Genomic DNA, 6,241 nt, shown 5'->3' on the forward strand with positions numbered 1-6,241 from the left:
AACAGGAGGCACACACCGTGTCGGCAGACGAGATCCGGGGCACGGCGCAGGGCACCGCCCCCGCCCCCCTCTCCGTACTGGACCTGGTGACCGTCGGCGCGGGCAGTACCGCCACCGACGCGCTGCGGACCAGCGTGCAGCTGTCCCGGTTCGCCGAGTCGCGCGGCTTCCACCGGTACTGGGTGGCCGAGCACCACTCCATGCCCGGCGTCGCCTCCTCCTCGCCCGCCGTCATCCTCGCCCACCTCGCCGCCCACACCGACCGCATCCGGCTCGGCTCGGGCGGTGTCATGCTGCCCAACCACGCGCCCCTGGTGATCGCCGAGCAGTTCGGCACGCTGGAGGCGATGGCGCCGGGGCGGATCGACCTGGGGCTCGGGCGGGCGCCCGGCACGGACGGGGCCACCGCCGCCGCCCTGCGCCGCACCGACACCCTGAACGAGGGCGCCGACGACTTCCCGCAGCAGCTGGCCGAACTCACCCGCTTCCTGGACGACGACTTCCCCGACGGGCACCCGTACCGGCGGATCCACGCGATTCCCGGACCGGTGCAGGCCGGCACGCCGGGCGGCGTCCAGTCCCCGCACCGCCCGCCGATCTGGCTGCTCGGCTCCTCCGGCTTCAGCGCCCGCCTGGCCGGCCTGCTCGGGCTGCCCTTCGCCTTCGCGCACCACTTCTCCGCGCAGAACACCATCCCGGCCCTCGACCTGTACCGGCAGACCTTCCGGCCCTCAAAGGTGCTGGCCGAGCCGTACGCCCTCATCGGCGTGTCCGCCCTCGCCACGGACGACGAACGAGAGGCCCGCCGCCAGGTGCGGGCCGCCGCGCTGAACATGCTCCGGCTGCGCACCGGCCGCCCGGGCCTGTTCCCGGACCCGGCCGACGCCGAGAGCTACGCGTTCGGCCCGACGGAGGAGGACTTCGTCGCCTCCTGGACCGGCAACATCGTGCACGGCACGGCGGACGAGGTCCGCTCCGGCTTGGACGACCTGCACAAGCGCACCGGCGCCGACGAGTTGATGCTCACCTCGCACGCCCACCGCGGCGAGCTACGGCTGCGCTCCTACGAACTGATCGCCGACGCCTACGGCTTGCCCACCGCGTAGGCCTCCTGCTCGCCCAGCAGCTCGGAGATACGATCCGGCGGCACCGGACGGGAGTACAGCCAGCCCTGCCCGGTGTCGCAGCCGATCCGGCGCAGCCGCGTGGCCTGCGCCGAGGTCTCCACGCACTCCGCGGTGACCGTCAGGCCGAGCCGGTGGGCCAGCTGGATCATCGCCTCCACGATCACCTCGTCGGCCGGGTTGGGCGGCGCGGCCACCGTGCTCGTGTCCACCTCGTACTGGAAGCCGCGCACGAAGGCGCCGTCCAGCTTCAGCACCGACACCGGCAGCCGGCTCAGATAGGCCAGGTTCGAGTAGCCGGTGCCGAAGTCGTCGATCGCGATGCGCACGCCCATGTCGCTGAGGGCCTGCAGGGCCTGGAGCGGGCGGCCCGCGGAGCCCATCACGGCGGACTCGGTCAGCTCCAGCTGGAGCAGATGCGGGGCGAGCCCCGTCTCGGCCAGGGTCTCCGCCACGTCCGCCACCAGGTCGGAGTCCCACACCTGGCGTACGGCCACGTTCACGCTGACGAAGATGGGCGGCTCGCCCGGGTGGTCCAGCTGCCAGCGGCGGGCCTGCCGGCAGGCGGTCGCCAGGATCCAGCGGCCGAGCTGCACGATCGAGCCGTCCTCCTCGGCCAGTCCGATGAACCGATTCGGCGTCAGTGTGCCGAACTGAGGATGATTCCAGCGGATCAACGCCTCGACCCCGCTCAGCCGGCCGTCCTCCATGCCCACCAACGGCTGGTACTCGAGCGCGAACTCGCCCCGCTCGATGGCGGGGCGGAGGGTGGAGGAGAGGGCCTGGCGGGTCATCAGATGCGCGTTGCGCTCGGGGTCGAACAGGGTCCAGCGGGCCTTGCCGTCCGCCTTCGCCCAGTACAGCGTGGTGTCGGCCGCCTGCATCAGGCCCGTGGCGGTCGTACCGGACGCATGCCGTTCCACGACACCGATGGACGCGGTCAGCGACAGCCGCTGCCCGGCCAGGTCGAAGGGTGCCTCCAGGGCCTGCAGCGCGGACTCGGCGAGGTCGGCGAGCTGCTCGGTGCCGGTGGAGTCCTCGACCAGCAGCGCGAATTCGTCGCCGCCGAGCCGGGCCACCAGGGGCGTGCCGGCGCGGGCGTACCCGGCCTCGTCGGCCACCCGGGTCAGCCGCTCGGCGACGGCCGCGAGCAGCCGGTCGCCGACCCGGTGCCCGAGGGTGTCGTTGACGGCCTTGAAGCCGTCCAGGTCCAGATAGCACAGGCCGATCCGGCCGGTACCGCTCTGCTCGTACGACTCCGCCTCCAGCGCGGCCGTCAGGCGCTCGAAGAACAGGGTGCGGTTGGGCAGCCGGGTCACCGGGTCGTGCATCTGCAAGTGCCGCAGCCGGGCCTGCAGTTCGCGGCGGGCGCTGATGTCCGCGACCGAGAGCAGGACCCCGGGTCCGCCGCCTGACAGGGGGCCGACGCTCACCTGCACCCACACCGAGTGCCCGTCGGGGTGCTTGAGCCGGCGGGTGCAGCGCAGCCGCGCCTGCCGGCCGCGCAGGACCTCGCAGTAGGCGTGCCAGGTGCGAGCGTCCGAGGCCAGGTCCACCAGATCGGCGGCGACCCGTCCGGTCAGCCTGTCCGGGGCGGCGCCGAGCAGCTCGCCGAAGGCGGCGTTGGCGCTGACACAGAGACCCTCGCGGTCCACGACGGCCATGGCGAGCGGGGCAGCCGCGAAGACACGGTGATAGGTGTTGTGATCACTGTCTGTGACGGCTGACCGGTCGAGGTCTGCCGCGGGCGTCGGCCCTTCGGACGTTCCGCTCACCGCTCGCTCCCGCAGTGCACTCGATCTCTGTCCGTGCCGGAAAGTGTGCCGATCATAGAGGCTGGCCCGGAGGCCTTCCAGCCACTCTCCAGTGTCCCGGACAGACCACAGGTTCTGACAGATCGTTTCTGCCCGCACCTGGGCGGCTTCTTCAGGCCCCCGACCAGTTGTGACGTTCCGTGAGTGTTTCGGGGTGTCGGCCATTGGTGCACGCCGGCGCCCAAACGGGCGTACTCACCCTTCTGGTTCAGGCAAACAGGACGAACGGTAATGAACTACCACAATCTGGATGCGGTGTCCCGCGAACCGCATCCGGAGGTCCTTCCGTGCCCAAGCTGCGCAGCACCGCCGCCGTGTTCACCACGATGTCGGCGCTCGCCGCGACCTCGATCCTCACCGGCCCGTCGGTCGCCGAGCCCTTCTCGCCGGTCCCCTGCGCCCTGCACCGCAGCGAGGCCCACCACTCGGAGGGCGTGGACACCTGGAACCCCGACTACACCCGCCCGACCGGCACCCGCGACGCCGTCATGATCTTCCTGTCCTTCCCGGACGCCACCCCGCACACCACCCCCGCCGAGCTGGCCGCCGACCACTTCCCGGCCACCAGCCGCTTCTTCGAACAGGCCTCCTACGGCCGGTTCAGGCTGCGCCCGCACCCGCTCGCGCACTGGCTGCGCATGCCCCGGTCGTCGGCCTCGTACGCCATGAGGCGCGACTGGAGCGCCGACGACCGCGCCGCCTATCTGCGCGACGCGTTCGCCGTGGCCGACAGGGAGGTCGACTTCTCCCGCTACGACGTCGTCTACTTCGTCGCCGACCCGGACGCGCCCGGCGTCGACTCGGACGCGACGAAGGTCGTCAACCTCGACACCCCCGTGCACGTGGACGGCACCGATGTGCAGCGGGTCGTCACGGTCTTCGAGCGGCATCCGCCGGACCGGCTGGTTCTCGCCCATGAGACCGGCCATGTCTTCGATCTGCCCGACCTCTACCACCGTCCGGTCGACGGCAAGGGCGACTGGGACACCTACGTCGGCGACTGGGACCTGATGGGCAGCCAGTTCGGGCTGTCCCCGGACCTGTTCGCCTGGCACAAGTGGAAGCTGGGCTGGCTGGACCCGCGCCAGGTGGTGTGCGTACGGGGCGCCGGCCCGACCCGGCTGACCCTGGAACCGCTGGCCGCCGGGCCGGGCATCCCGGCGCAGGGCACGGCCGGCGCCCCGGCCTTCGGCCTCGGCCATGGCGCGAAGCTGGCGGTGGTGCGCACCGGCACCGACAGCGTCCTGGCCTTCGAGGCGCGCGGCCCGGCGGGCAACGACCGCGCGGGCTGCCGGCAGGGGATCCTGGTGTACCGGGTGCGCGGCAGCGCGGAGTCCGGCGCCGGCCCGGTCGAGGTGGTGGACGCCCACCCGCACGCCGAGGCGTGCTGGGAGAACTCGGTCTACCCGCCCCTGGCCGATGCTCCCGTCGCCCTCGGGGAGAGTTTCACGGTGCCCGGGGAGGGCGTGAAGGTGGAGGTGGAGGACCGGACGGTGTCCGGGGCGTGGACCGTGAAGATCACGCCAGGGACGGCCGGCTGAGCGCGCGGCGCAGGCTCCGGGTACACGAAAACGGCGAGGTATTCGAAAACGGCCAGGTATACAAAACGGCCAGGTATACGAAAACGGCGGGCCGGATTCTTTCGAATCGACCCGCCGTCGTGCGGGGGTGTGGGTGGCGGAGCCCCCACGGGGCGCGGCGAAGCCGCGCAAAAACAGAGATGGCGAGGAGGTTCGCGCTTTCCGCGAACACGCCTCGCCATCGTCATCGTGCGCCGCCAGGGACTCGAACCCCGGACCCGCTGATTAAGAGTCAGCTGCTCTAACCAACTGAGCTAGCGGCGCCTGCTGACGTCGTAGACCTTAGCATCCTGGTCGGCGGGAGGAAAAATCGATATCCGCACGGCCGCTCGGGCCGCCCGTACCGCCGCCCAGAGCACCACCTCGGGGCCCGGCAGCCAGGGGTGACGGGTGTCGGGGGCGACCAGCCAGCGGGAGCCACCGGGGATCGAGGGGTCGCCGCTGGACGGTGCCGGGACGGTCACCGCGTCCCCGGTGCCGTGGCAGAGCAGGGGCGGTACCGCCTCCGCGCGGTGGGACCCCCACTCCTCCCAGGCCAGCAGCGAGGGCAGGCGCTGGGCCGTGCCCGGGGCGGCGAACAGCAGCATCCGGCCACGGAACATCGCGACCGGACCGGATCCCGGCCCCTCGCCCCATAACCGGTCCAGCATCCGGCGCCCGAAGATCGCGGGGGCGCTCACCACGTCGAAGACGGTGCCGCAGGGCAGCACCACCGGGGCGTCCGGGCGCTCCCCCCACAGGGCGAGCGTGCTTCGCGGATACGTTCCTGCCGAGGCGAGCCAGGCGGCTCCGTCGGAGGTGGCGCAGGTGACATTCGGCGTGCTGCTCATGACACCAACATGTACCTGCCGTGAGCGTGCGGTTCCCCTGAGTTGCGGAAAACCGGGACAGGGGCGGTGGGGGAGGAGTATCTTGCCCGCCCGGCATATGCCAGAGGGGCTGGACCGGGACAGGCCCTAGACGGGATCGACGGGCGTCCGGCCCTCCGTGTCGACGCCCCGCAGCAGGTCCCGGCCGAACTCCACCATCTTCTTCGCGTAGTCCTCGGTCCACTCCGCCCGCTCGGCGATGTCCGCCGGGGTCAGCCGGTCGAACCGGCCCGGGTCGGCGAGCTGGGCCGCAGCGACGGCCTGGAACTCCACCGCCCGGTCGGCCGCCGCCTGGAAGGCCAGGGCCAGCTCGGTCGCCCGCGCCAGCAGCGCCCGCGGATCCTCCATCGACTCCAGGTCGAAGAAGTGCTCGGGGTCGGAGGCCGCCTCCGCGGGCTCGAAGATCAGAGGCGCGGGGCGTAGCCGCGGTTCGTTCCGACGCGGCGTGGGCTCCGCCATGTCTTGTCTCCTCCTCGTGCGATTCGGTGGGCGCCGCCTTCAGGTGGGCCACCGTCCATTGTCTCGCGTGCGCGCAAGGGGCCATCAGGGTCGCGGGACATCCTTCGTGCCCCCGAAGAAACTCAAGGCCGCCAGCTCACCCTGTGTTCCGCCAGATGCGCCAGCACGGCATGGTTCGCCTCCCACCCGTCCGGGCTGTTCCCATTGGCCGCCTCCGGCGGCGTGCCGGACTCCGTCCGGCGAAGTGGCGGCGATGAGCTCGGCGCTCATCGGCCCGGATGCCGGGGTGGCGGTCACGGCCGCCAGCTCACCCTGTGTTCCGCCAGATGCGCCAGCACGGCATGGTTCGCCTCCCACCCGTCCGGGCTGTTCCCATTGGCCGCCTCCGGCGGCCG

Annotated in this window: 5 protein-coding genes and 1 tRNA gene; 2 read left to right on the top strand and 4 right to left on the bottom strand. The window is 72.0% G+C overall.

The genetic code is table 11. The features are described 5' to 3' along the window. Positions 1–17 precede the first annotated feature (17 nt). Positions 18–1,106 carry an LLM class flavin-dependent oxidoreductase gene (locus ACZ5DS_RS29530; RefSeq protein ID WP_468244377.1) on the top strand — a complete coding sequence of 363 codons (1,089 nt, stop codon included), beginning with the start codon at positions 18–20 and terminating at the stop codon, positions 1,104–1,106. Here the strand turns inward: ACZ5DS_RS29530 and ACZ5DS_RS29535 are convergent. Continuing rightward, positions 1,085–2,899 carry a putative bifunctional diguanylate cyclase/phosphodiesterase gene (locus ACZ5DS_RS29535; RefSeq protein ID WP_468244379.1) on the bottom strand — a complete coding sequence of 605 codons (1,815 nt, stop codon included), beginning with the start codon at positions 2,897–2,899 and terminating at the stop codon, positions 1,085–1,087. The genes ACZ5DS_RS29530 and ACZ5DS_RS29535 overlap by 22 nt on opposite strands. Before the next feature lie 365 nt (positions 2,900–3,264). Between ACZ5DS_RS29535 and ACZ5DS_RS29540 the strand changes: the two genes are divergently transcribed. Beyond that, entirely contained in the window at positions 3,265–4,479 is a 1,215-nt protein-coding gene (locus ACZ5DS_RS29540) for a M6 family metalloprotease domain-containing protein (protein WP_468244625.1), read from the top strand. Positions 4,480–4,708: 229 nt separating this feature from the next. On the opposite strand, the gene ACZ5DS_RS29545 is transcribed toward ACZ5DS_RS29540, so the two are convergent. From ACZ5DS_RS29545 to ACZ5DS_RS29555, 3 genes are all read right to left on the bottom strand, one after another. Next, positions 4,709–4,782, bottom strand: a tRNA-Lys gene (locus ACZ5DS_RS29545). Beyond that, positions 4,773–5,348: a bifunctional DNA primase/polymerase gene (locus ACZ5DS_RS29550; RefSeq protein ID WP_468244382.1), complete on the bottom strand. Its 576-nt coding sequence runs from the start codon at positions 5,346–5,348 to the stop codon at positions 4,773–4,775. The genes ACZ5DS_RS29545 and ACZ5DS_RS29550 overlap by 10 nt, the downstream gene beginning before the upstream one ends. 126 nt (positions 5,349–5,474) lie before the next feature. Then, positions 5,475–5,846, bottom strand: a complete 372-nt coding sequence (locus ACZ5DS_RS29555) for a hypothetical protein (RefSeq protein WP_468244385.1) — start codon at positions 5,844–5,846, stop codon at positions 5,475–5,477. Positions 5,847–6,241: the final 395 nt, after the last annotated feature.

The organism is Streptomyces sp. NPDC031100, from assembly GCF_055570785.1.

Excerpts from the sequence above, each read along its gene's own strand:
- ACZ5DS_RS29555 (WP_468244385.1), bottom strand. The coding sequence starts at position 5,846 with ATGGCGGAGCCCACGCCGCGTCGGAACGAACCGCGGCTACGCCCCGCG.
- ACZ5DS_RS29550 (WP_468244382.1), bottom strand. The coding sequence starts at position 5,348 with ATGAGCAGCACGCCGAATGTCACCTGCGCCACCTCCGACGGAGCCGCC.
- ACZ5DS_RS29540 (WP_468244625.1), top strand. The coding sequence starts at position 3,265 with ATGTCGGCGCTCGCCGCGACCTCGATCCTCACCGGCCCGTCGGTCGCC.